A 24,811-nucleotide genomic window follows, 5' to 3' on the forward strand; every position below is an offset into this window, starting at 1 on the left:
CGGCCCGATCGGCGGAACGCCCCGGTTCGCCCCACAGGCAGCCTCAGCCGGTGCGCACCACCAGGGCGGTGGCGATCGCGGCCAGCCCCTCGGCGCGACCGGTCAGCCCCAGCCCGTCCGTCGTGGTGCCGGAGATCGAGACCGGTGCCCCGACCGCCGCCGACAGCGCCCGCTGCGCCTCGTCCCGGCGCTTGCCGACCTTCGGCCGGACGCCGATGACCTGCACCGCGACGTTGCCGATGGCGAACCCCTCGGCCCGCACGATCCGCGCCGCCTCGGCCAGCAGCGTCACCCCGGAGGCACCGGACCACTCCGGGCGGGAGGTGCCGAAGTGCGCGCCGAGGTCACCGATGCCGGCCGCGGAGAACAGCGCGTCGCACGCGGCGTGCGCGGCCACGTCGCCGTCGCTGTGCCCGGCCAGGCCGAAGCCGTCGCTCTCCGCGGCGTCCCAGAGCAGCCCGGCGCACCACAGCGGGCGCCCCTGCTCGAAGGCGTGCACATCGGTACCGACCCCGACGAGGGGCAGGCCGGGCAGTACGGGAATCTGCGCGGACGTGTCAGCTGACGCATCAGACGTAGCCATCGGTGGCCCTCCTCCGGGCGAGTACGGCCTCGGCCAGGACGAGGTCCAGCGGCCGGGTCACCTTGAACGCTTCCTCGTGGCCCGGGACGAGCACCACCGGCTCCCCGAGCCGCTCCACCAGCCCGGCGTCGTCGGTGGCCCCCTCGCCCTCCACGACGGCCTCGTGCGCCTTGTGCAGCGTCGACAGGTCGAAGCCCTGCGGGGTCTGCACGGCGCGCAGCAGCGACCGCTCCGGGGTGCCGACCACCGGCTCCGGGGTGCCCTGGGGGCGCGGCTCGACCTGCTTGACGGTGTCGGCCAGCGGAAGCGCGGGAACCACGGCCGGGGCGCCGGCGCGGACCGCCTCGATCACCGCGTCCACGGTCTCGACCGGCACCAGCGGACGCGCCGCGTCATGGACCAGCACCACGTCGATACCGTCCGGCAGCGCGGCCAGCCCGAGCCGGACGGATTCCTGGCGGGTGGCACCGCCGGGGACCACGGTCAGTTCGGTGCGGTCGGCGAGCGGATGGGCGTCCAGCAGGCGGCGGACCTCGTCGGGGCCGTCCGGCGGGGCGACCACGACGATGTGCGTGACGGCCCGCGAGGCGGCCATCGCACGGACCGCGTGGACCAGCATCGGGGTGCCGCCGAGGGTGCGCAGCGCCTTGGGGGTGCCGGGACCGAGCCGGACACCGCGGCCGGCGGCGGGGATAACCGCGGCGGTACGGGCCGGGCGGGAGGAATCTGACATCGATGGCTCCGGAGTCCGGGCGAACCCGGAATTGGGGCAGACAGGTTTGTTTCCTCGGGCGAGGTGGGTATGGCCTGGGAGTGCCGGGCGTTATGCCTTGACCGGAACCCTTCCGTGACAGCGGTCGGGGCAGCAGCCCGAGCCCGGCACGCCACTGGACGCACCCCCTGCTCGCAGAGCTTGGGGGAGGGTCCGGCGGGCTTCACCGAGGAAGCCGCCGCCGGCTCGGCGTCCGGCCTTCCCACGCACCGCCCGCAGATATGCCGCAGCGCCCGGCAACAGACCCTCCGTTCGGGGGTCGTCACTCGGGCACCGCGGCATTGCTACGTTGCTGCTGTGTCGTCACACTGCGCCGTCGTCACATCGTGTCGTCGTCACACTGCGTCGCCACAGTCAGCCGTGCGCGTCGTCAGGACGCGAGGACCTCGTCGAGCAGGGCCTCGGCCTTGTCTTCGTTGGTGTTCTCCGCGAGGGCCAGCTCGCTCACCAGAATCTGGCGGGCCTTGGCGAGCATCCTCTTCTCACCGGCGGAGAGTCCGCGCTCGCGCTCACGTCGCCACAGGTCACGGACGACCTCGGCGACCTTGATCACGTCGCCAGAAGCGAGCTTCTCAAGATTTGCCTTGTAGCGACGGGACCAGTTCGTCGGCTCTTCGGCATACGGTGCACGCAGCACCTCGAAGACCCGATCCAGTCCGTCCTGACCAACCACATCGCGTACGCCGACGAACTCCGCGTTGTCCGCTGGCACACGAACAGTCAAGTCGCCCTGGGCGACCTTCAGCACCAAGTAGGTCTTGTCCACGCCTTTGATCTGGCGAGTTTCGATGGCCTCGATCAGCGCGGCCCCGTGATGGGGATAGACCACGGTGTCGCCAACCTTGAACGTCATGTGACAGGTACCCCTTCCGTGGCTATCCATGCTAACACGGGAACGGGCCGTTCTGAATGGCGTTTTCGCAGGTCAGGGCATATCTCGGGGCTTGACAACAGCGACCGGAACGTGCTTCGAGGGGGCTCTTGGTGCAGGTATTCGCAGGTCGGAGGGGCTTCCCGGGGGCACTGAATGCCGCCCACGGCACACCGGAAACACAATGATCAACGGGTTGAACGTCCCGATTTGCACCGATCCACATGAGCGAGTTCCGCTACTCCGTTCGGATGCTTGCCGGCGACTCGGGCGCGATTCCCGAAATTGATCAACGGCCCCACACGGCGGTGTGTGATCAATTTCTGGCGGCATGTGCATTCCTTGTGAATACCGCTTTTCACCGGGGGAAACACCACGGCCGCCACTCGAACAGCCGCCTGCCGAATATGCCACCCAGTTCTCCGGAGATCGCCACCGAGATCCGCCCGAGATCGCGTTACGGAAATCCCGTCCGGGGGGTCTTCGGACCGCTCGGTCGGCACCGCCGCGGTGGGCGGACCGGGCCGGCCGGGAGGTGCGTGATCGCGTAGGAGGCGGGTCGGGTGCGGCACCGCGAGGACGGCTCGGTAACCTAGCGGCGCTGACCCACCCTTAGGGCGGCTTTACGTGCCCGTCGCCATGACGCGTGCGCAACGTCGCCCCAGCCGTCCATCCGCGACCGGGCACGAACGTTCGGCCGCCGTAGCTCGTCAAGGAGATGCCGCCGCCGTGAGCCGCAGCCTTCGACGCGGCGTCCTCGCCGCCACCGTCCTCTCGCTCTCCATCGCCACCCTTTCCGCGTGCGGTGCCGGGAACGACGCCCAGACGCTGGAGGTCAAGCCGGACAACGCCGAGACCAGCGTCGGCGACATCAAGATCCAGAACGTCAGCGTCGTCACCCAGCCCGACGTCAACGCCACGGGCCCGGCTGCGATCACCGCCACGGTGTTCAACAGCGGCACCAAGGACCAGCAGTTGACCGGGATCGTGGTCGACGGCACCGGCCAGTCGGCCAAGCTGTCGTCCGCCAAGATCGACGTGCCGGCCGGTGGCTCCGCCGTGATCGGCGGCAAGGGCAACGCCAGCGCCGTACTGGAGAGCGGCCGGGAGGCCGTCCAGGACGGCAACCTCCAGCCGCTGACGTTCAGCTTCAGCGCCGCCGGCAAGGTGAAGATCGGGGCCTACGTCGTCCCGGCGAAGAACATCTTCGAGAGCTACGGCCCGTCGGTGACGCCGCAGCCGTCCACCTCCGCGAGCGGTAAGCCCTCGCAGTCGGGCACGCCGAGCAACTCGGCCAGCCCAAGCGGCTCCGGTAAGCCCTCGGAGTCGGCGCACGCCGGTCACTGAGGCCCGCACCGCGTAAGCCACGTGAAGGGGCGCCCCTCCCGTCCGGAGGAGCGCCCCTTCACGTGCGTCGATCGCCGGTGCGGCTTACGGCTCGAACTTGTAGCCCAGGCCGCGGACCGTCACCAGATAGCGCGGGGCCCCCGGGTCGGGCTCGATCTTGGCGCGCAGCCGCTTCACGTGGACGTCGAGGGTCTTGGTGTCGCCCACGTAGTCGGCGCCCCAGACGCGGTCGATCAACTGCATCCGGGTCAGCACCCGGCCGGCGTTGCGCAGCAGCATCTCCAGGAGGTCGAACTCCTTGAGCGGCAGGTCGACCTTGCCGCCGGAGACCGTGACGACGTGCCGGTCCACGTCCATCCGGACCGGGCCGGCCTCCAGCGCCTGCGGGGCGACCTCCTCCGGCTCGCCACGGCGGCGCAGCACCGCGCGGATCCGGGCGACCAGTTCGCGGGACGAGAACGGCTTGGTGACGTAGTCGTCGGCCCCTATTTCGAGACCGACGACCTTGTCGATCTCGCTGTCCTTGGCGGTCACCATGATGACCGGGACGTTGGAGCGGCCGCGCAGCTGGCGGCAGACCTCGGTGCCGGGCAGCCCCGGCAGCATCAGGTCCAGCAGGACGAGATCGGCGCCGTTGCGCTCGAACTCGTCCAGGCCGTCGGGGCCGGTGGCCGCCACAGCGACCTCGAAGCCCTCCTTGCGGAGCATGTAAGACAGTGCATCGCTGAACGATTCCTCGTCCTCGACGACAAGCACTCGGGTCACGGAAGGACCTCCGGGGCTGGGTGAGCTGGGAGCGGATCGTTGAAGGTCTCGTACGGGCGGTCCTCGTCGTCGAGGCCCTCCGCAGTCAGGTCCGAGGGCCGTTCGCGATCGCGGACGGCGCCGGCTTCCGGGAGACGCAAGGTGAAGGTGGAGCCCTGTCCCTCAGCGCTCCAGACCGTGACCTCCCCGCCGTGCGAGGCGGCCACGTGTTTGACGATGGCGAGGCCGAGGCCGGTCCCGCCGGTGGCGCGCGAGCGCGCCGGGTCCACGCGGTAGAACCGCTCGAAGATGCGGTCCCGGTCCTTCTCGGATATCCCGATGCCCTGGTCGGTCACCGCGATCTCGATCAGGTCGCCACCGGGTGCGGAGACCCGGCGGCCCGCGATCCCGACGCGGGTGCGCGCCGGGGAGTAGTTGACGGCGTTCTCTACGAGGTTGCCCAGGGCGGCGGCGAGCTGGCCGCGGCTGCCCCAGACCTGTAGGTCGGCGGTGCCGCCGGCGGCAATGGTGATCTGTTTGGTGCCGGCCTGCTGGCGGCAGCGGTCGACCGCCTCGGCGACCAGCTCGTCGACCGGAACGGACTCGGAGTCCTCCAGCGGGTCGTCGTTCTGCACCCGGGAGAGGTCGATCAGTTCCTGGACGAGGTTGGTCAGGCGGGTGGCCTCGTTCTGCATCCGGCCGGCGAAGCGGGTGACCGCCTCCGGGTCGTCGCTGGCGTCCATCACGGCCTCGGAGAGGAGCGAGAGGGCGCCGACGGGCGTCTTGAGCTCATGGCTGACGTTGGCCACGAAGTCGCGGCGGACCGCCTCGATGCGGCGGGCCTCCGTGAGGTCCTCGACCAGCAGCAGGACCAGCCGGGAGCCGAGCGGGGCGACCCGGGCGGAGACCGCGAGGGCGTCCCCGCGGCCGGTGCCGCGGCGCGGCAGGTCCAGCTCCACCTGACGTATCTCCCCGTCCCGGCGGGTGTCGCGAGCCATCTGGAGCATCGGCTCGACGGCGAGCCGACCACCGCGGACCAACCCGAGCGCGTACGCCGCGGAGCTGGCCTTGACCACCGTGTCGGCCTCGTCGAGGACGACGGCGGAGGAGCGCAGCACCGACAGGACGGTGTCGACACCGGGCGGCAGGACCGCCTCGGTGTGCAGGGACGTACGGGTGGGCTTGGCCTGGTCCCGCTCACTCCAGCGGAACGCCAGCATGGCGAAGACGCCGGTGCAGAGCCCGGCTATCGCTGCCATCGCGGCGACGGCCGCGTCCACGTTCATGAATCCAGAGTATGTGCCGGGACCGACACTCCCCCAGCGCTCGGAGCTGCTGCTCGGGCACCCTTCGCCCAGAGTTCACCGAGGCGTCGGGGTCGGTTCACCCACCGCGACGGCGGGACCGCCGGGGCGCCCTCGCGGCCGCAGCGGCGTCTCCCAGAGTTCACCTTCAGGTCGGTGGTGGTTCACCCCCGATGGCCCCGCACGTCGTGATCCGGCCGCACATTGAAGGTGCGGGGACCCGTCGGCGGCCGGTCCGTGGGAGCGTAGGCGCAACGGCCACCCCCCACTCATCACCACGCACCATCCCCCACACTCCCCGGAATCCCCCGAAGCACTCGGAATCCTCGAAGCGAGAGAAGGTCACTGATGCGGGACGCGTACCACGAGGAGCTGGACTCGATCAGCGAGGGCCTGGTCGAGATGGCCCGGCTCGTCGGCTCCGCGATCGGGCGCGCCACCACGGCGATACTCGATGCGGACCTGAAGCTGGCCGAAAACGTCATCGCCGCCGACGAGAAGGTCGACGACCTCCAGCGCGACCTGGAGGCGCGGGCCATCGCCCTGCTGGCCCGCCAGCAGCCGGTCGCCACCGACCTGCGGATCGTCGTCACCTCCCTGCGGATGAGCGCCGATCTGGAGCGCTCCGGCGATCTGGCCCAGCACGTCGCCAAGCTGGCCCGGCTGCGCTTCCCGCAGCGGGCCGTGCCGCGCGATCTGCACGCCACCATCCTGGAGATGGGGCAGTTGGCGCAGCGCCTGATGGCCAAGGCCGGCGAGGTCATCATCACCAAGGACGTCGACCTGGCGCTCCAGCTGGAGCAGGACGACGACGCCATGGACCTGCTGCACCGCGCCCTGTTCCAGCACCTGATGGACGACCGCTGGAAGCACGGCATCGAGACGGCCGTGGACGTGACCCTGCTGGGCCGCTACTACGAGCGCTTCGCGGACCACGCGGTCTCCGTGGCCAAGCGCGTCGTCTACCTGGTGACCGGCGAGCACGCCGACGAGCTCTCCCCGCAGACGGCGGTGGAGGGCGCGTAACGTGCGCCCACGCGCCGTTGACGCGCCTGCGCACCCGGGCTTGCAATAGGCACCAGGTGACCCCAAGGAGGCGAATACATGGCACTCACGGCGGACTCCCCGACCCCCGCGTCCCAGGACGAGCCGACGGCCGTCGACCGGCCGCTGCTCCCGCTCCTCGGCGCGTGCGGTTGCGGCCCCGGTTGCAGTTGCGGCTGCCAGTCCGGCGGGCCGTGCCAATGCGGTGGCAGCTGCTGACGAGCGGCTGCCGCCACGGCACGACAACGGCACGACAACGGCACGGTGACATCGCGGCCCCGGTCCGCCCGATCAGAGCGATCGGGCGGACCGGGGCCGCGACCGTATTTCTGCGGTGCGGCGTCGCTGCGTCCCGCTACTGCTGAGCTGCTGCGTTGCCGTGGGGCTGGGTTTGGGGGGTTCCTGGGTTTCCGGGCGGCGGGTCAGACGCTGAGCGGTACGGGATGGATCTCGTCCGCCGTGTGTCCGGCCCGTTCGTGGACCCGCTGGACGGCGTCCGCCGAGGGGGCCTCGGACAGACGCCGGTTGCGCCTCTCTCATGGTTCCACTCCCGTTCGGGACCGCATCCGGGCCGCGGGACGCAAAACCCCCGCCGGCGGCCGGGGCCGCGGGCGGGGGTGAGCAGGCGAGGGCTTACTTCTTCTTGCCCTGGTTCTTCACGGCCTCGATGGCGGCCTTGGCGGCCTCCGGGTCGAGGTAGGTGCCGCCGGGGGTGAGCGGGCGGAAGTCGGCGTCGAGCTCGTAGGCGAGCGGGATGCCGGTGGGGATGTTCAGGCCGGCGATGTCGGCGTCGGAGACCTGGTCGAGGTGCTTGACCAGGGCGCGGAGGCTGTTGCCGTGGGCGGCGACCAGCACCGTGCGGCCGGCGAGCAGGTCCGGGACGATGCCGTCGTACCAGTACGGCAGCATGCGGGTGACGACGTCCTTGAGGCACTCCGTCTTCGGGCGGAGCTCCGGCGGGATCGACGCGTAGCGCGGGTCGTCCGACTGGGAGAACTCGGTGCCGTCCGCCAGCGGGGGCGGCGGGGTGTCGTACGAGCGGCGCCAGAGCATGAACTGCTCCTCGCCGAACTCGGCCAGGGTCTGCGCCTTGTCCTTGCCCTGCAGCGCGCCGTAGTGGCGCTCGTTCAGCCGCCAGCTGCGGTGGACCGGAATCCAGTGCCGGTCGGCGGACTCCAGGGCCATCTGCGCGGTGCGGATGGCGCGCTTCTGGAGGGAGGTGTGCACGACGTCGGGGAGCAGGCCGGCCTCCTTGAGCAGCTCTCCGCCGCGGACCGCCTCCTTCTCACCCTTCTCGTTGAGGTTGACGTCCACCCAGCCGGTGAACAGGTTCTTCGCGTTCCACTCACTCTCGCCGTGGCGGAGCAGGATCAGCTTGTACGGTGCGGTGGCCATGCGGTCGAGCGTAATCGACGCCGGAGGGTGGGCCGGCGCGCGGCTGTCACCTGCGCGGACAGGGGGGCGGGGGCCCGGTGACGTTTGACGCTTCCGGTCAATTGAGTGGCTGACTGACCGTCCGGTTTGTAGTGTGCGCATGGCGACTGCGCCACTTACCGCATCGCCTCCAGAAGGCCATCGCACCAGGGGGAAATGTCATGTCCGCGCCCATCATCGAGCCTCGGCCCCGGGGTCTGTCCCGGGTCCGGCGGGCCGCCGTGGAGAGCGTCTCCGGCCTGCCCCGGCAGTTCTGGTGGCTCTGGACCAGCACGCTGGTCAACCGGCTGGGTTCGTTCGTCGCCACGTTCTTGGCGCTCTACCTCACCGTCGAGCGCGGCTACTCGGCCTCGTACGCGGGGCTGGTCGGCGCGCTGTACGGGCTGGGTGGGGTGATCTCGTCGGTGGGCGCCGGGGTGCTCGCCGACCGGCTCGGGCGGCGGCCGACGATGCTGGTCGCGCAGGTGGCCACGGCGGCTTCGGTGGCGCTGCTGGGGTTCATGACCGATCCGGTGGCGATCGCCGTGGTGGCTGGCCTGGTCGGCATGGCGTCCAACGCCTCCCGGCCCGCGGTGCAGGCGATGATGGCGGACATCGTCGCCCCGGAGGACCGGGTCCGCGCGTTCTCCCTCAACTACTGGGCGATCAACCTCGGTTTCGCGGTCTCCTCCACCGCCGCCGGACTGATCGCCAAACACGGCTACCTGGCCCTCTTCCTGGGCGAGGCCACCCTCGTGCTGGCCTGCGCGCTGGTGGTCTTCTGCAAGCTGCCGGAGTCCCGCCCGGAGGTGGGCGGGGCCGCGGGCGCACCGGCGTCCACCGGGGCGTCGGCCGCCGGCGCCGAGCGCGTCTCGATGCTGACCGTGCTGCGCGACGGCCGTTTCATGACCGTCGTCGGGCTGAACCTCCTCCTGGCGCTGCTGTTCCAGCAGGCGTACGTCTCGATGCCGGTGTCGATGGGTCAGGCGGGCTTCTCCAGCTCCGACTTCGGGCTGGTCATCGCGGTGAACGGGGTGCTGATCGTGTTGTTGCAGATCCCGGTCACCCGCTTCATCGAGCATCGCAGCCCGGCGATGTTGCTCATCGGTTCGGCGCTGCTCGCCGGCTACGGATTCGGACTGACGGCGCTGGCCGGCTCGGTGGCCATGTACGCGGTCGCGGTCGCCGTCTGGACCCTCGGCGAGATCATCAACTCGCCCACCCAGATGGGCCTGGTGGTCCGCCTCTCGCCGCTCCACGGGCGCGGCCGCTACCAGGGCATGTACTCACTGTCCTGGTCCGTCGCCTCGCTGACCGCCCCGCTGCTGGGCGGCACGGTCATCGACCACTACGGCGCCGACGTGCTCTGGGCCGGCTGCGCGGTCGTCGGCACGGTGGCCGCGCTGGGATACGGGCTGCTGCTGCGCAATCTGCCGGGGCGGGCGGCCGGTGCCGGTGCCGCGAACACGGGTGCCGTTACGGCCGGCGCCGCGGACGCAGATGCCGTGGCGGCCGGTGTCACGGACCGAGGCGCTGGGGACGAGCGCGTCGGGACCGGGCGGGCCGACATCCCGTCGAACTCCTAGCCCGGCCCGGCCAGGACGCATCCGATCCTGATCCACCGGGCCGGCGGCGGGGCCCGCCGGGCCTCGTAGCGGCTGCCGGGGCCAGCCCGCCGGGGCGGCCGCGAGCGGCGCGGCGGGGCGGCGGGGCCCGGCGTCGGGTCTTCGTGGTGGCCACACCCCGAAGACGGGTGGCGGCACGGTCGATCGGGGCGGCCGGGGACGGGATTCTGCTGCACACGGGCGGTGAACCGCGCGTCGGGCGCGCATCGCGCCCGGGGATCGAGTGCACGGGGAGAAGCGATGGGCAGCAGGTTGCGAGGGGGGTCCCTCCGCGCCGTTCCGGTGTGGGGGAGGGCCGCGGGCGCCGGGGCGCTGGTGGCGGTCGCGGTGGCCGTCGCGGTGGCGACCGGGCCCGGGGCGGAAGGAGCGGCGGCGCCGGGGAAGGCGCCCGGGGGCGGGGCCGCGCGGGCCGCGGTCACTGCGCAGCCGCTGGCCCTGCCGGCGCCCACCGGGCGGTATCCCGTCGGCACCGCCACCCTTCACCTGACGGACCGTCAACGAAGCGACCCCTGGGTCGCGGGGCGGTCGCACCGGGAGTTGATGGTGAGCGTCCGGTACCCGGCCACGCGGGACGCCGGGCGGTTCCCGCGGGCGCCGCAGCTGACGAAGGACGAGGCGGCCGCGTTCGACGCGTTGAACTCCTTCTCCGACCACGTGCCGGCCGGGCAGGTGCCCTGGGGTGCCACCCTCACCCACGCCCACCAGGGCGCCCCGGTGGCCCGGCCGCGTGGGCACCGGCTGCCGGTGGTCCTCTACTCCCCCGGCGCCGGCGACCCCCGTTCGCTCGGCAGCACGCTCTGCGACGAACTAGCCTCCCGCGGCTATGTCGTGGTGACCGTCGACCACACCTACGAGGCGCCCGCGGTGCAGTTCCCGGACGGCCGGGTCGCGCACAGCGTGCTGCGCGCGGAGCTGGCGAAGGCGCAGCGGGCCGGCCGGATCACCGAACTACTGGAGAAGGTCAGCGCGGTACGGGTGGCCGACACCCGGTTCGTCCTCGACGAGCTGGCCAGGACCGGGCGCGGGTCGGTGCTGCCGCCGGGGCTGCGCGGGGTGCTGGACCTGGACGCGGTGGGGATGTTCGGGCAGTCGGCGGGCGGGTTCACCGCCGTGCAGACGATGCACGACGACCGGCGGATCAAGGCGGCGGTGAACATGGACGGGGTGATGGGCTACACCCAGCGCGATGACGATCCGTCACATCCGTCCACCGCGGGGCGGGACGGGGTGGACCGGCCGCTGCTGCTGATGGGCATGGCCGGGGACGATCACCACTCGGTCGCGTCCTGGGGCGCGGTGTGGCGACACAGTGCGGCGCGCGGGACCTGGCTGCGGGACCTGACACTGCGCGGCGGCCGGCACGCCAGCTACACCGATGCGGAAGCACTGATTCCGCAGATTGGCCGGCAGTTGGGGCTGCCGCACAAGGACGTGACGGAGATGATCGGGGCGGTCCGGCCGGAGCGCGCGATCGCCGCCGAGCGCGCGTACGTCACCGCGTTCTTCGACCGGTGGCTGCGCGGCGGGGACGGCGCGCTGCTGGACGGGCCGTCCGCCCGCTACCCGGAGGTGCGGTTCGTGCCGTGAACCGCCGGCGGGGCGGCTACCCCTCCGCGTCGCCCCGCGTCAGCCGCTCGAAGGCCGCCAGATTGCGGGTGGACTCGCCGCGCGCCACCCGCCAGGCGTACTCCTTGCGGATCGCCGAGGCGAAGCCCATCTCCAAGAGGGTGTTGAAGCTGCCGTCGGCGTTCTCCAGGACGGTGCCGAGGATCCGGTCGAGCTCGGCGGGGGTGACGGCGGCCAGCGGGAACTTGCCGACGAGGTAGATGTCGCCGAGCTGGTCGATCGCGTAACTGACGCCGTAGAGGCGGGTGTTGCGTTCGAGGAGCCAGCGGTGGACCGCCTCGTGGTTCTCGTCCGGCCGGCGGACGACGAAGGCGTTGAGGGAGAGCGAGTGGCGGCCCACGATCAGCGAACAGGTCGTGGCGAGCTTGCGGGTGCCGGGCAGCTTGACCACGTAGGTGCCCGCGGCGGGCGAATCCCACTCCAGGTCGGCGTCCTTGAGGGTGCGCTCGATCACCGCACCCGCATCCGTCATCTGCCGCTGGCCCGCGGAGGGCTCCCGTTCCTCACCCATGCAGCGATCGTAGGTGACGGCGGCGCTCCTGCATCGCGGCGGTGTAGACGTCGGCGGTCGCGGCGGCGGCGGTGTCCCAGCCGAAGGACTGGGCGTGCCGGGCCGCGGCGCTGCCCATCCGGGCGGCCAGCGACGGGTCATCGAGGAAGCGGCGCAGCGCCCGGGCGTACTCCGCCGGGTCGTGGCCGGCGACCAGGAAGCCGCTGACGCCGTCCCGCACCGCCACCGGCAACCCGCCGACCGCGGCCGCCACCACCGGGGTGCCGCACGCCTGGGCCTCGATCGCCACCAGCCCGAACGATTCGCTGTACGAGGGCATGACCAGCACGGACGCGGCGCGGTACCAGTCGGCGAGCTGCTCCTGGCCGACCGGCGGACGGAACCGCACCAGATCGGCGATGCCCAGCCGGGCCGCCAGCTTCTGCAGGCCCTCGGGCTTGGCCAAGCCGCTGCCGCTGGGCCCGCCGACCACCGGGACCACCAGCCGGGAACGCAGCGAGGGGTCCTCGTCGACCAGGACCGCGGCGGCGCGCAGCAGGATGTCGGGGGCCTTCAGCGGCTGTATGCGGCCGGCGAAGAGCGGGATGACCGCGTCCTGCGGCAGCCCGAGGCGGGCCCGGGCGGCGGCCCGGCTGGCCGCGACGTCACCGACGTCACCGACGCCGCCGACGCCGCCGTCCACCAGTGGCCGGAAGCGGTCGAGGTTGACGCCGGGGTGGACCACCGCGACCTTGCCGGGATCGGCGTCGTAGTGCCGGACCAGCTCGGCCGCCTCCTCGGCGGTGTTGGCTATCAGGCGGTCGGCGGCCTCGACGATCTGGGTCTCGCCGATCACCCGGGCGGGCGGCTCGGGGGCGTCGCCGACGGCCAGCGCGGCGTTCTTGACCTTCGCCATGGTGTGCATGGCGTGCACGAGGGGGACCCGCCAGCGGTCCGCGGCCAACCAGCCGACGTGGCCGGAGAGCCAGTAGTGGGAGTGCACCAGGTCGTAGTAGCCGGGGCGGTGGCCCGCCCATGCCTGCATCACGCCGTGCGTGAAGGCGCACAGCTGGGCCGGCAGCTCCTCCTTGGCCAGCCCCTCGTACGGGCCCGCGTCGACGTGCCGGACCAGCACGCCGGGCGCCAGCTCGACGGCGGGCGGCAGGGCCGCGGTGGTGGCCCGGGTGAAGATCTCCACCTCGATGCCGTGCGCGGCGAGCTTCCGGGCCAGCTCGACGATGTAGACGTTCATCCCGCCGGCGTCGCCGGTGCCCGGTTGGTGGAGCGGGGAGGTGTGCACGCTGAGCATCGCCACTCGGCGGGGGCGCCGGGCCCCTCCGGGCAGGCGCAGTCGCGACGGGCCCGCGAACTGGCTGTGGGGACGGCTGCGGAGCCTGGACACATATTGGCTCACTGCGAGCTACCTCCTAGACGAGGCGGGTGGCGCGCCTTCGCCCCCCTGCAACAACGCCGGACCACCATCCATTTCCGTCCGGCCCGTCGTCTTCGAACTTTCTTCGTACTTTGCCAAAGCGTGACTGCGGATCGGGACGCGGCCCTGGTCAGGGCACCTGGCCGGCCGTCCCGCCGCGACCCCATACCCTCGTTGCATGGCCCGCCGCTCCCCCGTTTCCGCCTCCCGCACCGCCGCCGTACCGGCCCCCGCGCCGTCCCGGCCGGTCGGAAACGCCACCCGCGGCACCACCAACCCCAACCGGCTGCGCCGCATGGACCGCTGGATCGCCGCCGAGCACGGCGCGGAACTGCGCCGCACCGCCGATCCGGTCGCGGTCGACCTAGGCTACGGCGCCGCCCCTTGGACCGCGCTGGAGCTGCTCGGGAGGTTGCGTACGGTCCGGCCGGACGCCCAGGTCGTCGGCATCGAGATCGACCCGGCCCGGGTCACCGCCGCCCTGCCGTACGCCCGCGCCGGGCTGGACTTCGTCCACGGCGGCTTCGAGGTGCCGCTGCCCGGCGGGCCCGGCCGCGCCCCGGTCCTCATCCGGGCCGCGAACGTGCTGCGCCAGTACGACGAGGACGAGGTCGCCGCGGTCTGGGCGCGGCTGTGCGCCCGGCTGGCGCCCGACGGGCTCCTGGTCGAGGGCACCTGCGACGAGATCGGGCGGCGCCACGTCTGGGTCTCGCTGGGCCCCGAGGGTCCCCGCACGGTCACCTTCGCCACCCGGCTCGGCTCCCTCGACACCCCCTCCGACCTGGCCGAACGTCTCCCCAAGGCGCTGATCCACCGCAATGTGCCGGGCGAGCCGGTGCACGCCTTCCTGCGCGACTTCGACCGCGCCTGGGCGAGCGCCGCGCCGCTCGGCGCGCTCGGCGCCCGGCAGCGGTGGCGCGCCGCGGTCGCCTCCCTGGCGACGGACTGGCCGCTGGCCGGGGACCCCCGCCGGCGGCGCCAGGGCGAGATCACGGTGCGGTGGGAGGCGTTGGCCCCGCGCGGCGGCTGACCGGTGCGGCCGGCCGGAGGGCACGCCACAGTCACCGCCGCCGACCCGGCCATGACCCACCGGGCAGGCCCTAGGACGCGCTCCCCACCGGGACCTCCGTGCCGGCCGCCAGGCCGCGCAGCCGGGCCTCGGACTCCGACCCGGGCGACGCGGTGTACGTCACCAGCACCTGGTCCGGGTCCGCGCCCAGCCGGAAGCTCTCGAAGGTGACGGTCAGCTCCCCGGCCTCCGGGTGCCGGATCCGCTTGGTGCCGCGCAGGCACTCGTACACCCCTTGTGCCGCCCACATCCGGCGGAACTCCGGGCTGCGGTCGAGGAGTTCGCTCACCACTTCGCAGATCCGCGGATCGTCCGGGTACCGGCCGCTGTCGGCGCGCAGATTGCCGACGACCTCCTCGGCCTTGTTGTCCCAGTCCGGGTACCGCTCCCGGGCGGCCGGTTCGAGGAAGACCAGCAGTGCGGTGTTCCGCCGGTCGGGGTCCAGGCTCGCCAGGTCGAAGGAGAGCCGGCCGCCGGATTCGTTCCACGCCAGGATGTCCAGGCCGCGGCCCAGTACGACGGCGGCGACCGTGCGGTCCATGGCCGCCAGCAGCTGCTGGATCTCCGGCCGCACGGTCTGTGCCGGTCCGGGCACGCAGCCGGCGGCCCCGTCGGCGGGGCGGCGGCGCGGCATCGCGACGTTCCGCAGATACGTCACTTCGCCGTCCGAGAGTCGCAGCGCCCGCGCGATGGCGTCCAGGACGGAGTCGGAGACGGCGGGCGCCCGGCCCTGCTCGATCCGGATGTAGTAGTCCACGCTGATCCCGGCGAGCTGGGCGACCTCCTCGCGCCGCAGCCCGCGCACCCGGCGCCGGCCGAACCCGTCGGGCAGACCTACCTCGGCCGGGTCGAGCTCGGCACGGCGCGCCTTGAGGAAGGCGCTGATCTCGATTTCCCCGTGCAGCATCACTCCAGTATGCGCCGGTCGGCGCGAGGGCTTACGCCGCGGCGCCGCTCAGCCGTTCCCGCCCGGCGCCTCACCCGGTGCCTCACCCGGCACGTGCAGCGCCGCCAGCAGGGCCGCCACCAGGTCCTTGTCGCGGTCCTGGGTGAGCACGTCACGGGCCACGTCCGGCGGCACCCACAGCAGGCGGTCCACCTCGTTGTTGGGGATGAACCCGCCGCCGGTGGCCTCGGCCGCCCAGTACCGGACCTCCTTGGGGCGGCCGCCGACCCGATAGCGGACGGTGGGGAGTTCCGGGCCGGGCGCACAGGTCGCCCCGGTCTCCTCCAGCACCTCGCGCAGCGCGCCCCGCAGCGGGTCCTCCCGCGGCTTCAGCTTGCCCTTGGGGTACGACCAGTCGTCCCACTTCGGCCGGTGCACCAGGGCCAGCACGATCCCGTCACCCCCCGGCGCCCGGCGCCACAGCACACAGCCCGCCGCCCGGATCGGCCCGGCCACCGGTGTCCGCGCGCCGGCCGCTCCGCCTCCCTTATGGCCCGCCGTCCTGCCCATCGGTCCCCTCTTCCGGTTCCGGTTTCCGGCCCGCTCAGGCGGTGCGCTCGACGGTCGGGCCGGGCAGCCACACCAGGCCGAAGGCATACCGCGCCGCCTCGACCTCGTGGCGCTGGGCGGCGTGGAGCACGCCCAGCGCGTACGCGGTGGCCGGCGCGATCCGCGGGGTACGGGCCGCGGTGGCGGCCGCGCCGGCGGCCTCGGCGGCGTCGCGGTGGTGCTCCAGGGCCCGGCCGGACTCGGTCAGCCGGGGGTCGATCGTCTCGGGGGCGACCACCTCCTGGGCGTAGTTGCTCAGCCGGACCAGCAACCGCACCTGGTGCCAGGGCGCGTCCTGGTGGTGGTCGGCGGCGAGCGCGGCGGCGTTGTACGGGTGGCCGGCGCGGGCCAGCGGCAGGGTGGCGACCGCCTCGGCGAGCCGCCGGTGTGCCTGCTCGGCGAGCGGTGGCAGGGCCTCCGCGGCGGACACCTCACCGGCCCGGCGGGCCAGCGGCGCCTCCGAGGCGAGCACCGCGACCGCGTCCGCGACCGCGTGGAAGCGGGACGAGCCGAGCGCCTGGAGGGCCGCGGAGTGGGCCCGCGTACGGGCCAGGGTGAGTTGCCGGTCGAGCAGTGCCCCGGCCCGGGCGGCCCCGGCGGCGAGCGCGCTCTCCCGGTCCGGTTCGGTGGCGGCGGCCGGGACGGTGGCCGTGGCGGCGCTGCCGGACGCGGCCGGGCGGCCGTCCCGGGCGCTCCGGCTCCCCCGTCCGCCCCGCTCCGCCGGCCGTTCGATCCGTTCGGCGCGCCCGGTGAGCCGCTGCAACGCCCCCATGAGCCGGTCGCGGCGCGCCGTGCACGCCTGCTCACGGGCCAGCGTGCCGCTCAACCATCCCAGTTCGGCGCGGAGTTGATCGGCCCAGAGCTCTTCGGTCAGCGGTCGGAAGGTGTGCAGGGTGGCGCTGATCCGGCGGGCAGCGCGGCGCAGTTGCCGGGCCGCCTCGTCGGCGCCCGCCGCGTCCGGGCCGGCCTCCCGGTGGAGCCGCAGACTGCGCAGGAATTCCGCGGCGTGCCGGTGCAGGTAGCCGGCCAGCACCTCCTCGGCCGTCCGCCCGGCGAGCCCGGGCCCGGCTCCGGGGTCGTCATCGGGCCCGTACGGCACCCCGGCGGCGTGGCTCCCGCCTTCCCCCCGGTAGTTCCCGCCCGTCGTGGCGTAATTGCCGCCCGCCGCCCCGTACGGACCGTCGTCCGCCCCGTGCCTCAGCATCTCCCCGTACGCCCTGTCCCCGTACACACCGTCCCCCGGCCCGTCCACTACCGCCGCACGGGCCCCCGGCGTCCGGCCGGGCTCGTATCCGATTCCGCTTCCGATTCCGTTACTGGTCCCCGTGCCGGTACCGAGGAGACCGGGCCACGGCCCCCCGGCCGGCTGGTCATGTCGCTGGGCCACGCCGGCGCCTCCGGGCGTCGATGAGCATTTCCTGTACGTTCCGCAGCGGAGTGCCGTCCGCGTCCACCGCGTGCCGGGTCCAGTTGCCGTCCGGGCCCAGGTGCCAGGACGAGGTCGAGTCCGACGTCCCGGTTTCCAGCAGCCGGTTCAGGGCCGCCCGGTGGGCCGGGTCGGCGACCCGCACCAGTGCCTCGATCCGCCGGTCGAGGTTGCGGTGCATCATGTCGGCGCTGCCCAACCACACCTCGGGCTCGCCGCCGTTGCCGAAGGCGAAGACCCGGGAGTGCTCCAGGAAGCGGCCGAGGATGCTGCGGACCCGGATGTTCTCGCTCAGCCCGGCGACCCCGGGGCGCAGCGCACAGATGCCGCGCACCCAGACTTCGACGGGCACCCCGGCCTGCGAGGCCCGGTAGAGCGCGTCGATGACCGCCTCGTCGACCATCGAGTTGACCTTGATGCGGACGTAGGCGGGACGGCCCGCCCGGTGGTGCGCGGCCTCCTTGTTGATCCGCTGGATCAGCCCGTCGCGCAGCGAGGTGGGCGCCACCAGCAGTCGGCGGTAGGTCTCCCGCCGGGAGTAGCCGCTGAGCCGGTTGAAGAGGTCGGAGAGGTCGGCTCCTACCTGGGGGTCCGCGGTCAGCAGCCCCAGGTCCTCGTACAACCTGGCCGTCTTGGGGTGGTAGTTGCCGGTCCCCACGTGGGAGTACCGGCGCAGGGTCTCGCCCTCCTGGCGGACCACAAGGGACAGCTTGCAGTGCGTCTTCAGCCCGACCAGGCCGTAGACGACGTGGCAGCCGGACTCCTCCAGTTTCCGTGCCCACTTGATGTTGGCCTGCTCGTCGAAGCGCGCCTTGATCTCCACGAGGACCAGCACCTGCTTGCCGGACTCGGCGGCGTCTATCAGGGCGTCCACGATCGGGGAGTGGTCGGAGGTGCGGTAGAGGGTCTGCTTGATGGCGAGCACGTTCGGGTCGGCCGCGGCCTGCTCCAGGAACGCCTGCGCGGAGGTGGAGAACGAGTCGTAGGGGTGGTGCAGCAGCACGTCGCGGGCGCGCAGCGCGGCGAAGACGTCGGGCGCGGACGCCGACTCCACCTCCGCCAGGTCGCGGTGGGTGCCCGCCACGAACTTGGGGTACTTCAGCTCCGGCCGGTCCAGCGCCCCGATGCCGAACAGTCCGGTCAGGTCGAGCGGGCCGGGCAGCGGGTAGACCTCGGCCTCGGAGACCTTCAGCTCCTGGACCAGCAGGTCCAGGACGGCCGGGTCGATGGACTCCTCGACCTCCAGGCGGACGGGCGGCCCGAAGCGCCGCCGCATCAGCTCCTTCTCCAGGGCCTGGAGGAGGTTCTCGGCGTCGTCCTCCTCCACCTCCAGGTCCTCGTTGCGGGTCACCCGGAACATGTGGTGCGCCCGCACCTCCATCCCCGGGAACAGCTCCTCCAGGTGGGCGGCGATCACGTCCTCGATGGGCACGTACCGCTGCGGCGACGCCTCCAGGAAGCGCGAGAGCAACGGCGGAACCTTCACTCGCGCAAAGTGATCGTGCCCGCTGACCGGATTGCGGACGACCACGGCCAGATTCAGCGACAGCCCGGAGATGTACGGGAAGGGGTGCGCCGGGTCGACCGCCAGCGGCGTGAGCACCGGGAAGATCTGCTGCCGGAACAGCGTGAACAGCCGGGCTTGCTCCTTCTCGGTCAGATCGGGCCAGCGGATCAGGTGAATGCCCTGGTCAGCGAGTTCCGGTGCGATGTCCTGCTGGAAGCAGGCGGCGTGCCGCGCCATCAGCTCCCGGGACCGGGTCCAGATCTGGTCCAGCACCTCCCGGGGCTGGAGCCCGGAGGCGGAGCGGGTGGCGACTCCGGTCGCGATCCGCCGCTTGAGGCCGGCGACCCGGACCATGAAGAACTCGTCCAGGTTGCTGGCGAAAATCGCAAGGAAGTTCGCCCGTTCGAGGAGCGGGGTGGCCGGATCCTCGGCCAGCTCCAGCACTCGCTCGTTGAACGCCAGCCAGCTGCGCTCCCGGTCCAGGAAGCGCCCGCTGGGCAGTTCCTCACCGTTCGCACCCGGGACGCCGCGGTCCTCGTAGGCATCCGGATCGGCGTCGAGGTCGGGCTCCAGCCCGGAAAGGGCACGTCGGACCGCGTTCGGGCGGTGCGCAGCGATCGAGCCCACCGACGGCTGCACCGAGGGCTGCTGCACCGAGGAGTCTGCCCCCCTCGGCGATTCCTGGGACGGCATCTCGGGCTGGGCCGGGGCCTGAGCACCGCGCTGCTGGTTCATGTCCTTATTCTTCCGCGCTCGGGCACTTCCAGGCGCGCCAGAAGGCGGCGGCACGACTTCGAGCCGCGGGTTCGGGACGTTCGGCACAGCGGGCTGCATTCAGTGATGCTTGCAAGCGATATTGAATCGCCGGTAACGGGGACATGGCGACCAGGCAAGCGGGAAACTACTCCCGGGTATTTCCCGGTCGACCGACCGCCCCGCGATCTTCACACCCGCCAATCCGGGCGAAGCACCGGAAGCCGGGCCACCACCGCACGCGCATCCGGAAAACTCCCCGGCGCCGCCCGCCCCCGCTGCCTACGCTGAGCGCGTGCTCAGACCTTCCGCACCACCCATACCGCCGCTGCCCCCGCTCCCGTACACCCCCGACTACCCGCTGCGGACCGAGCGGCTGGACCTCCGCCCGGTGCGCCACGACGACTTCGACGCCGTCTACGCCTACCAGCGTCGCCCGGAGGTCTGCCGTTACCTCTACTGGGGCCCGCACGACGAGGCCGGCTCCCGCGCCTCCGTCGCCGCCAAGGTGACCCGCACGACGCTGCGGGAGTCCGGCGACATCCTCCAGCTCGCCGTCGTCGTCCACGAGACCGGCACCCTGGTCGGCGACGTCACCTTCGTCTACACCCACCGCGAGCACCGCCAGGGCGGCATCGGCTACGTCTTCAACCCCGACCACGCCGGCCACGGCTACGCCACCGAAGCCTCCCGCGCCCTGCTGAAGCTGGGCTTCGAGGAGCTCGGACTGCACCGCATCCAGGCCGAGTTGGACGGCCGCAACACCGCCTCCGCCAAGCTGCTGGAGCGTGTGGGCATGCGCCGCGAGGGCCAGCTGCGGGAGAACGAGTTCCTCGACGGCGAATGGAGCGACGAGGTGATCTACGCGATCCTGGCGCGCGAGTGGCGCGAGCAGCAGGAGCAGCGCCCGAAGGCGTGACGACGACGACGGCGGGGCGGGCACTCCGGCCCGCCCCGCCGCACACCACTCACCGGCCACCCGCCGCTCACCGGCCGCCGGCCGCTCCCGTCACGACGGTCACACCGGTCACACCGGTCACGTCTCCGACCGGTACATCAGGTCCGTCTCGTGCGTGACGAAGCCCAGCCGCTCGTACACCGTCACCGCGGCCACGTTGTCCGCGTCCACGTAGAGCATCGCGGTCGCCAGGCCCTGCGCGGCCAGGTGCCGCAGCCCGATCGCGGTGAGCGCCTTGCCCAGGCCGCCGCCCTGTACGCCCGGCCGCACCCCGAGGACGTAGACCTCGCCCAGGCCCTCCTCGGCGTGCACCTTCGTCCAGTGGAAACCGACCAGCCGGTCGTCCTTCTCCGCGAGGAAGAAGCCCTTGGGGTCGAACCACGGCTCGCCCTTGCGGTCGTCCAGGTCGCGCTGGGTCAGCGAGCCCTGCTCGGGGTGGTGCGCGAAGGCCGCCGCGTTGATCTCCAACCAGGCCGCGTCGTCGGTGTCCGGCTGGAAGGTCCGCACCGTCACCCCGTCCGCGAGCACCGGCTCCGGCAGGTCCAGGTCGGCCAGCGCCCGCCGCATCTGCCGCAGCTCCCGGAACATCGTCAGCCCCAGCGTCTGCGCCAGGTGCCGGGCCGCCGGGTGCCCGCCGTGCGCCCACACCCGCAGCCGGCGCCCGGACTGGACGAGGAGTTCACCGCCCAGCGCCCGGCCGTGGCCACGCCCGCGGTAGCCCGGGTGGACGACCAGCTCGGCGGCCGGCGCCTCCACCGGGTCGGTGTCCTCCAGTTGCCCGTACCCGACCAGGTCCTCGCCAGCCTCCCCCGGCGCGAACACCAGCACATGCCGTACGCCGTCCCGTCGGCCGCCCCGCAGCTGGAGCCGCCCCTGCTCGGACACGGCCGGCTGCCCGTCCGTCCGCGCGGCCCGTTCGATCAGCTCAAGGACGGCCGCGGCCCCTTCCGGCGCGAGCTCGTCGACCACCTGGATCCTGCGGCCGGTCCGGCCCATCTCCTGTGCAGCGTCAGTCATGTCTGAAGCGTACGACGCTGCCGCGACGTCACGCGGGTGCCGCGGACGCCGCCGCGATCCGCCCGGCCATCGACCGGCCACCGACGCGTAAGCCGCCGACCCCTATCCCTCTACGCGCGTCGACAATATGCTGCCGTCCGCTCAGCACCATCCATGGAGGGGAACCATGCCACCGACACCTCAACGGCGCCGTCTCGCCCGCAGATTGGCCGCCGGCGCCGCCGTGCTCGCCACCGCCGCGGGCGTCACCCTGACCGCCACCGCGCCGCCCGCCGGCGCCGACAGCGGCCGCGCCCACCGCCCCGCCGGCACGGTCGACGTCCAGCTGCTCTCCTTCAACGACTTCCACGGCAACCTCGAACCGCCGCAGGGCTCCTCCGGCACCGTCGAGGAGCTCCAGGCCGACGGCACCAAGAAGACCGTCCCGGCCGGCGGCGTCGAGTACCTGGCGCAGTCCCTCCGCACCGCCCGCAAGGGCCACCCGTACTCCGTCACCGCGGCGGCCGGCGACATGATCGGCGCCAGCCCGCTGCTCTCCGGCCTCTTCCACGACGAGCCGACCATCGAGGCGATGAACAAGCTCGGCCTGGACGTCACCTCCGTCGGCAACCACGAATTCGACGAGGGCCGCACCGAGTTGACGCGGATGCAGCGCGGCGGCTGCCACCCCAAGGACGGCTGCTACGAGAAGGGCAAGACCTTCCAGGGCGCCGCCTTCCCCTACCTGGCCGCCAACGTCACCGACGACAAGACCGGCAAGCCGATCCTCAAGCCGTACACGGTCTGGCAGCACAAGGGCGTCAAGATCGGCTTCATCGGTGTGACGCTCAAGGGCACCCCCGACATCGTCAACGCCGACGGCGTCAAGGGCCTGACGTTCCACGACGAGGTCGCCACGATCAACAAGTACGCCAAGGTCCTCGACCGCCAGGGCGTCAAGGCGATCGTCGCGCTCATCCACGAGGGCGGCCTGCCCGCCTCCACCTCGTACAACTACGACTGCGACAGCCCCGGCCCGGGATGGGGGTCCCCCCGGTCGAGCGAAGCCGAGACTGGGGGAGGCATCTCCGGCCCGATTGTCGACATCGCCAGGCATGTCAGCCCCGCCGTGGACGCCCTGGTCACCGGCCACACCCACCAGTCCTACACCTGCACCATCCCCGACCCGGCCGGCCACCCCCGCACGGTCACCTCGGCCGCGTCCTACGGCCGCCTCTACACCGACACCACCCTCACCTACGACCGCCGGACCCACGACATCGTCCGCACCGCGGTCCACGGCCCGCACGCCACCAACCACGTCGTCAACCGCACCCAGCCGAAGGCGCCGGACATGACGTCCCTGATCGCCCGCTGGAACAAGCTCGCCGCCCCCGTCGCCAACAAGCCCGTCGGCTACATCTCCGCCGACATCAACGGCCGCGGCGCCGGCACCCCCGAAGAACCCCTGGGCGATCTGATCGCCGACGCCCAGTTGGCGGCCACCCAGGATGCCGGCAAGGGCGGCGCCCAGCTCGCGCTGATGAACCCGGGCGGTATCCGCTCCGACCTCGCCTACAAGGCGTCCGGCAGCGAGGGCGACGGCGTCGTCACCTACGCCGAGGCGTTCACCGTCCAGCCGTTCACCAACATGACCAACGTCGTGGACCTGACCGGCGCCCAGCTCCTGGCCGCCCTCCAACAGCAGGTCAGCGGCCCCAACGAGGCGTCCCCCAAGGTCCTCCAGATCTCCCGGGGCCTGACCTACACCCTCGACATGACCAAGCAGGGCGCCGCCCGCGTCGTCACCGACTCGATCAAGGTGGCCGGCGCCCCGCTCGACCCCGCCAAGACCTACCGCGTCGCCATGAACGAGTTCCTGGCCGGCGGCGGCGACGGCTTCCCCGCCCTCAAGCAGGGCACCAACAAGTACGTCGGCCCGTCGGACCTGGACGCCCTCACCGCCTACCTGACGGCACACTCGTCACCGACCAGCCCGCTGACCCCGCCGACGGCGGACCGGATCACGGTGGTGAAGTGACACCGACCGGCTGACGCCCCGCCTCGAACACGCCCGCCCCCTGTACTGGCCGTACAGGGGGCGTCGCCATTGCCGGCCGCGCCTACCGCGCCCCGTATGACCCTGCGCGTCTACACGGTGGATCGACGTGGTGTCGTCACGGCGGCGAGCGGCGAAGTGCGGGTCGTGATCGCCGAGATGGCCGTCCGCGACGCCCGCGGCCTGACGTATCCGCCGTGCCGGTGCCGACGCTGTGGTGGCGCACCGGCGGAGCGGGCGCCGCCGTCGTAGTCGACACCGGGCGCGGGCGTCGCTGTCAGGAGAAGTCCCCCGCGTGATCCCGGGCCCACTGGGCGAAGGTGCGGGCCGGGTGGCCGGTGACGCGTTCGACGGTGTCCGTCCCCGCGAAGATCGGGGCGTCCACCGACTCGCCGAAGAGGCGGATGAGTTGGCGGGCGGCATCAACGGAGAGGTGCGGGCCGGCCATCGCCTCGGCGGCCTCGTCCTCCGAGATCTGCTCGATGCGCGCCGGGCGGCCGATGGCCTCGCCGATGGCGGCGACCTGCTGGGCGTTGGTCAGCGTCTCCGGGCCGGTGAGTCGGTAGACCTGTCCGACGTGGGTGCCGGTGCGGTCCAGGAGCGCGAGAGCGGCGACGTCCGCGAGGTCGGCCTCGTGGATGGGTACGCCCTGGGCATCCGGGTGCGGGTCGCGGACCACACCGCTCTCGCGGATCGACGGGGCCCAATTGAACGCATTGGTGGCGTAGTTGCCGCCGCGGAGGAAGGTCCACTCCAGGCCGGAGTCGCGGACCGCGCGCTCCAGGAGGGCGTGCGAGCGGGCGATGAAGTTGGTCTCGTCGGCGGGCGTACCGGTCACCGCGAGGGAGGAGTTGAGGACGATCCGGGAGACGTTGGCCTTCACGGCGGCGTCGATCAACCGTTCCACGGACTCGCCGCCGCCGGCCGCGAGGTTGAGGAAGAGGGCGTCGGCTTCGGCGAGCAGTGGGGCGAGGTCGGTGTCCTCGGTGAGGTCCGCGCGCACCACCTCGACCTGGGCGGGGAGTCCGGCGCGGGCCGGGTCACGGGTCAACGCACGAACCGGAACGCCCTCTTCCACAAGGCGATCGACAAGACGGCGGCCGATATTGCCGGTTGCTCCGGTTACCACGATCATGGGGGTTCCTCCCGAGGGACGCGGCGGCGGAATCGCGCCGGGGAAGATGACGGTAGTTCAGAGCGCCCCACGGACGCGGCAAGATTTCGCCAAGGACGGCCGGACAACTTTCGCGTATCTCACATTCCGCGAGCACGACTTGCGCTCCCGGGTCCCGCTCGT

General features: G+C 72.5%; 22 protein-coding genes and 1 pseudogene. 8 read left to right on the forward strand and 15 right to left on the reverse strand.

What is annotated here, in order from left to right:
• Window positions 1-43: 43 nt before the first annotated feature.
• The 3 genes from ispF to ACO0M4_RS40000 all read right to left on the reverse strand — a co-directional run bounded on the left by ispF (window position 44) and on the right by ACO0M4_RS40000 (window position 2,208).
• Entirely contained in the window at window positions 44-583 is a 540-nt protein-coding gene (gene ispF, locus ACO0M4_RS39990) for a 2-C-methyl-D-erythritol 2,4-cyclodiphosphate synthase (RefSeq protein ID WP_430376194.1), read from the reverse strand.
• Complete coding sequence (gene ispD, locus ACO0M4_RS39995; RefSeq protein WP_430376195.1) at window positions 570-1,316, reverse strand: 2-C-methyl-D-erythritol 4-phosphate cytidylyltransferase; 747 nt, start codon at window positions 1,314-1,316, stop codon at window positions 570-572. The genes ispF and ispD overlap by 14 nt, the downstream gene beginning before the upstream one ends.
• A 409-nt stretch (window positions 1,317-1,725) precedes the next feature.
• Complete coding sequence (locus ACO0M4_RS40000; RefSeq protein WP_003953493.1) at window positions 1,726-2,208, reverse strand: CarD family transcriptional regulator; 483 nt, start codon at window positions 2,206-2,208, stop codon at window positions 1,726-1,728.
• Window positions 2,209-2,955: 747 nt separating this feature from the next.
• On the opposite strand from ACO0M4_RS40000, the gene ACO0M4_RS40005 reads away from it, so the two are divergent.
• Complete coding sequence (locus tag ACO0M4_RS40005; protein WP_430376196.1) at window positions 2,956-3,573, forward strand: DUF461 domain-containing protein; 618 nt, start codon at window positions 2,956-2,958, stop codon at window positions 3,571-3,573.
• 84 nt (window positions 3,574-3,657) lie between these two features.
• Here ACO0M4_RS40005 and ACO0M4_RS40010 read toward each other — a convergent pair whose 3' ends face one another.
• Both ACO0M4_RS40010 and ACO0M4_RS40015 read right to left on the reverse strand, forming a co-directional pair.
• A complete protein-coding gene (locus tag ACO0M4_RS40010; protein WP_016572018.1) occupies window positions 3,658-4,338 on the reverse strand; it encodes a response regulator transcription factor in 681 nt (226 codons plus the stop codon).
• The gene (locus ACO0M4_RS40015; RefSeq protein WP_430376197.1) at window positions 4,335-5,603 is read right to left on the reverse strand and encodes a sensor histidine kinase; all 1,269 of its coding nucleotides are present in this window, start codon (window positions 5,601-5,603) and stop codon (window positions 4,335-4,337) included. Before ACO0M4_RS40015 ends, ACO0M4_RS40010 begins: the two co-directional genes overlap by 4 nt.
• Before the next feature lie 366 nt (window positions 5,604-5,969).
• On the opposite strand from ACO0M4_RS40015, the gene phoU reads away from it, so the two are divergent.
• A complete protein-coding gene (gene phoU / locus ACO0M4_RS40020; protein WP_430376198.1) occupies window positions 5,970-6,647 on the forward strand; it encodes a phosphate signaling complex protein PhoU in 678 nt (225 codons plus the stop codon).
• Window positions 6,648-7,087: 440 nt separating this feature from the next.
• Here phoU and ACO0M4_RS40025 read toward each other — a convergent pair.
• Together ACO0M4_RS40025 and ACO0M4_RS40030 are read right to left on the reverse strand one after the other, a co-directional pair.
• Window positions 7,088-7,183: pseudogene (locus ACO0M4_RS40025) on the reverse strand (nickel-binding protein); the annotation flags it as partial.
• A gap of 115 nt (window positions 7,184-7,298) precedes the next feature.
• A complete protein-coding gene (locus ACO0M4_RS40030) occupies window positions 7,299-8,060 on the reverse strand; it encodes a phosphoglyceromutase (protein ID WP_430376199.1) in 762 nt (253 codons plus the stop codon).
• Between the two features lie 200 nt (window positions 8,061-8,260).
• Here ACO0M4_RS40030 and ACO0M4_RS40035 point away from each other — a divergent pair, with 200 nt between their 5' ends.
• Both ACO0M4_RS40035 and ACO0M4_RS40040 read left to right on the forward strand, forming a co-directional pair.
• Complete coding sequence (locus tag ACO0M4_RS40035) at window positions 8,261-9,664, forward strand: MDR family MFS transporter (RefSeq protein WP_430376200.1); 1,404 nt, start codon at window positions 8,261-8,263, stop codon at window positions 9,662-9,664.
• Between the two features lie 279 nt (window positions 9,665-9,943).
• Complete coding sequence (locus ACO0M4_RS40040; RefSeq protein WP_430376201.1) at window positions 9,944-11,290, forward strand: alpha/beta hydrolase family protein; 1,347 nt, start codon at window positions 9,944-9,946, stop codon at window positions 11,288-11,290.
• A gap of 16 nt (window positions 11,291-11,306) precedes the next feature.
• On the opposite strand, the gene ACO0M4_RS40045 is transcribed toward ACO0M4_RS40040, so the two are convergent.
• Together ACO0M4_RS40045 and mshA are read right to left on the reverse strand one after the other, a co-directional pair.
• Window positions 11,307-11,840 (reverse strand): YbjN domain-containing protein, encoded by a 534-nt coding sequence (locus ACO0M4_RS40045; protein ID WP_430376202.1) that lies wholly within the window; start codon window positions 11,838-11,840, stop codon window positions 11,307-11,309.
• On the reverse strand, window positions 11,833-13,233 hold the full coding sequence (gene mshA / locus ACO0M4_RS40050; RefSeq protein ID WP_430376203.1) for a D-inositol-3-phosphate glycosyltransferase: 1,401 nt from the start codon (window positions 13,231-13,233) through the stop codon (window positions 11,833-11,835). The genes ACO0M4_RS40045 and mshA overlap by 8 nt, the downstream gene beginning before the upstream one ends.
• Before the next feature lie 196 nt (window positions 13,234-13,429).
• Here mshA and ACO0M4_RS40055 point away from each other — a divergent pair, with 196 nt between their 5' ends.
• Complete coding sequence (locus ACO0M4_RS40055) at window positions 13,430-14,281, forward strand: class I SAM-dependent methyltransferase (protein ID WP_430376204.1); 852 nt, start codon at window positions 13,430-13,432, stop codon at window positions 14,279-14,281.
• 70 nt (window positions 14,282-14,351) lie between these two features.
• Here ACO0M4_RS40055 and ACO0M4_RS40060 read toward each other — a convergent pair whose 3' ends face one another.
• The 4 genes from ACO0M4_RS40060 to ACO0M4_RS40075 all read right to left on the reverse strand — a co-directional run bounded on the left by ACO0M4_RS40060 (window position 14,352) and on the right by ACO0M4_RS40075 (window position 19,483).
• Window positions 14,352-15,227: a helix-turn-helix transcriptional regulator gene (locus ACO0M4_RS40060; protein WP_430376205.1), complete on the reverse strand. Its 876-nt coding sequence runs from the start codon at window positions 15,225-15,227 to the stop codon at window positions 14,352-14,354.
• 48 nt (window positions 15,228-15,275) lie between these two features.
• Window positions 15,276-15,776, reverse strand: coding sequence for an NUDIX hydrolase (locus tag ACO0M4_RS40065; RefSeq protein WP_430376206.1), 501 nt, complete (start codon window positions 15,774-15,776; stop codon window positions 15,276-15,278).
• A 34-nt stretch (window positions 15,777-15,810) separates the two neighbouring features.
• On the reverse strand, window positions 15,811-17,019 hold the full coding sequence (locus ACO0M4_RS40070; RefSeq protein ID WP_430376207.1) for a CHAD domain-containing protein: 1,209 nt from the start codon (window positions 17,017-17,019) through the stop codon (window positions 15,811-15,813).
• 166 nt (window positions 17,020-17,185) lie between these two features.
• Window positions 17,186-19,483: an RNA degradosome polyphosphate kinase gene (locus ACO0M4_RS40075; RefSeq protein ID WP_430376208.1), complete on the reverse strand. Its 2,298-nt coding sequence runs from the start codon at window positions 19,481-19,483 to the stop codon at window positions 17,186-17,188.
• Between the two features lie 313 nt (window positions 19,484-19,796).
• Here ACO0M4_RS40075 and ACO0M4_RS40080 point away from each other — a divergent pair, with 313 nt between their 5' ends.
• Window positions 19,797-20,420: a GNAT family N-acetyltransferase gene (locus ACO0M4_RS40080; RefSeq protein WP_430376209.1), complete on the forward strand. Its 624-nt coding sequence runs from the start codon at window positions 19,797-19,799 to the stop codon at window positions 20,418-20,420.
• A 117-nt stretch (window positions 20,421-20,537) separates the two neighbouring features.
• Here the strand turns inward: ACO0M4_RS40080 and mshD are convergent, their stop codons facing one another.
• Window positions 20,538-21,455: a mycothiol synthase gene (gene mshD, locus ACO0M4_RS40085; RefSeq protein WP_430376376.1), complete on the reverse strand. Its 918-nt coding sequence runs from the start codon at window positions 21,453-21,455 to the stop codon at window positions 20,538-20,540.
• 187 nt (window positions 21,456-21,642) lie between these two features.
• Here mshD and ACO0M4_RS40090 point away from each other — a divergent pair, with 187 nt between their 5' ends.
• Both ACO0M4_RS40090 and ACO0M4_RS40095 read left to right on the forward strand, forming a co-directional pair.
• Window positions 21,643-23,496 carry a bifunctional metallophosphatase/5'-nucleotidase gene (locus ACO0M4_RS40090; protein WP_430376210.1) on the forward strand — a complete coding sequence of 618 codons (1,854 nt, stop codon included), beginning with the start codon at window positions 21,643-21,645 and terminating at the stop codon, window positions 23,494-23,496.
• Window positions 23,497-23,592: 96 nt separating this feature from the next.
• Complete coding sequence (locus ACO0M4_RS40095; RefSeq protein WP_430376211.1) at window positions 23,593-23,766, forward strand: hypothetical protein; 174 nt, start codon at window positions 23,593-23,595, stop codon at window positions 23,764-23,766.
• A 25-nt stretch (window positions 23,767-23,791) separates the two neighbouring features.
• Here ACO0M4_RS40095 and ACO0M4_RS40100 read toward each other — a convergent pair whose 3' ends face one another.
• Window positions 23,792-24,649: an SDR family oxidoreductase gene (locus ACO0M4_RS40100; protein WP_430376212.1), complete on the reverse strand. Its 858-nt coding sequence runs from the start codon at window positions 24,647-24,649 to the stop codon at window positions 23,792-23,794.
• Window positions 24,650-24,811: the final 162 nt, after the last annotated feature.

It is taken from the genome of Streptomyces sp. RGM 3693 (assembly GCF_050471125.1).
In the GTDB taxonomy this organism is placed as follows: Bacteria; Actinomycetota; Actinomycetes; order Streptomycetales; family Streptomycetaceae; genus Streptomyces.

Bases quoted from the DNA above. Each gene is read 5' to 3' on its own strand.
- ispF (WP_430376194.1), bottom strand. From the start codon at position 583: ATGGCTACGTCTGATGCGTCAGCTGACACGTCCGCGCAGATTCCCGTA.
- ispD (WP_430376195.1), bottom strand. From the start codon at position 1,316: ATGTCAGATTCCTCCCGCCCGGCCCGTACCGCCGCGGTTATCCCCGCC.
- ACO0M4_RS40000 (WP_003953493.1), bottom strand. From the start codon at position 2,208: ATGACGTTCAAGGTTGGCGACACCGTGGTCTATCCCCATCACGGGGCC.
- ACO0M4_RS40015 (WP_430376197.1), bottom strand. From the start codon at position 5,603: ATGAACGTGGACGCGGCCGTCGCCGCGATGGCAGCGATAGCCGGGCTC.
- phoU (WP_430376198.1), top strand. From the start codon at position 5,970: ATGCGGGACGCGTACCACGAGGAGCTGGACTCGATCAGCGAGGGCCTG.
- ACO0M4_RS40030 (WP_430376199.1), bottom strand. From the start codon at position 8,060: ATGGCCACCGCACCGTACAAGCTGATCCTGCTCCGCCACGGCGAGAGT.
- ACO0M4_RS40035 (WP_430376200.1), top strand. From the start codon at position 8,261: ATGTCCGCGCCCATCATCGAGCCTCGGCCCCGGGGTCTGTCCCGGGTC.
- ACO0M4_RS40040 (WP_430376201.1), top strand. From the start codon at position 9,944: ATGGGCAGCAGGTTGCGAGGGGGGTCCCTCCGCGCCGTTCCGGTGTGG.
- ACO0M4_RS40045 (WP_430376202.1), bottom strand. From the start codon at position 11,840: ATGGGTGAGGAACGGGAGCCCTCCGCGGGCCAGCGGCAGATGACGGAT.
- ACO0M4_RS40055 (WP_430376204.1), top strand. From the start codon at position 13,430: ATGGCCCGCCGCTCCCCCGTTTCCGCCTCCCGCACCGCCGCCGTACCG.
- ACO0M4_RS40060 (WP_430376205.1), bottom strand. From the start codon at position 15,227: ATGCTGCACGGGGAAATCGAGATCAGCGCCTTCCTCAAGGCGCGCCGT.
- ACO0M4_RS40065 (WP_430376206.1), bottom strand. From the start codon at position 15,776: ATGGGCAGGACGGCGGGCCATAAGGGAGGCGGAGCGGCCGGCGCGCGG.
- ACO0M4_RS40070 (WP_430376207.1), bottom strand. From the start codon at position 17,019: ATGCTGAGGCACGGGGCGGACGACGGTCCGTACGGGGCGGCGGGCGGC.
- ACO0M4_RS40075 (WP_430376208.1), bottom strand. From the start codon at position 19,483: ATGAACCAGCAGCGCGGTGCTCAGGCCCCGGCCCAGCCCGAGATGCCG.
- mshD (WP_430376376.1), bottom strand. From the start codon at position 21,455: ATGGGCCGGACCGGCCGCAGGATCCAGGTGGTCGACGAGCTCGCGCCG.
- ACO0M4_RS40090 (WP_430376210.1), top strand. From the start codon at position 21,643: ATGCCACCGACACCTCAACGGCGCCGTCTCGCCCGCAGATTGGCCGCC.
- ACO0M4_RS40095 (WP_430376211.1), top strand. From the start codon at position 23,593: ATGACCCTGCGCGTCTACACGGTGGATCGACGTGGTGTCGTCACGGCG.
- ACO0M4_RS40100 (WP_430376212.1), bottom strand. From the start codon at position 24,649: ATGATCGTGGTAACCGGAGCAACCGGCAATATCGGCCGCCGTCTTGTC.